Origin of the sequence: Curtobacterium sp. MMLR14_002, from assembly GCF_001864975.1 — a bacterium.
In the GTDB taxonomy this organism is placed as follows: Bacteria; Actinomycetota; Actinomycetes; order Actinomycetales; family Microbacteriaceae; genus Curtobacterium; species Curtobacterium flaccumfaciens.
Window position 1 is genome coordinate 1 of sequence record NZ_MJGT01000038.1, and the last position, 378, is coordinate 378.

The following is a 378-nucleotide window of genomic DNA, read 5'->3' on the forward strand; positions in this document are numbered from 1 at the left end:
CAGTAACCTCAAGCGGACAGGGGGCGGGTGGGTGATCAGGACCGGATCAGTCCTGCTGGCTGGGACGAAAACCCTTGCGTCGTCCCCGGAGGCCGTCGGCGTTCTTGAGGACGTCGTTGATCTTCGGGGAGAGCTTGTTGAACTCGTCCAGGGTGACGACGATCTGCTGGGTGTCCCCGTTGCGGATCTCGAGAGCGACGAGGTTCCCCGCGTCCTTGAGGCCGGAGACCTCTTCGGGCAGGGCGTCGAACTGAACGGGCTCGTCCAGCTGCGGGTGGCGGCGGACGACGACCGTGACGAACTTCTCGTCGGAGTCTTCCTTGCCTGACAGGTCCGACACGCGGACCGACCGGTAGGCCATTGATCTTTCCCTTCTAG

Annotated in this window: 1 protein-coding gene; it reads right to left on the reverse strand. The window is 63.8% G+C overall.

Annotation, left to right across the window (positions count from 1 at the left end):
* Positions 1-46: 46 nt before the first annotated feature.
* Positions 47-378: hypothetical protein (locus BIU91_RS03465; protein WP_216099638.1), on the reverse strand; the 332-nt coding region annotated here is incomplete at its 5' end.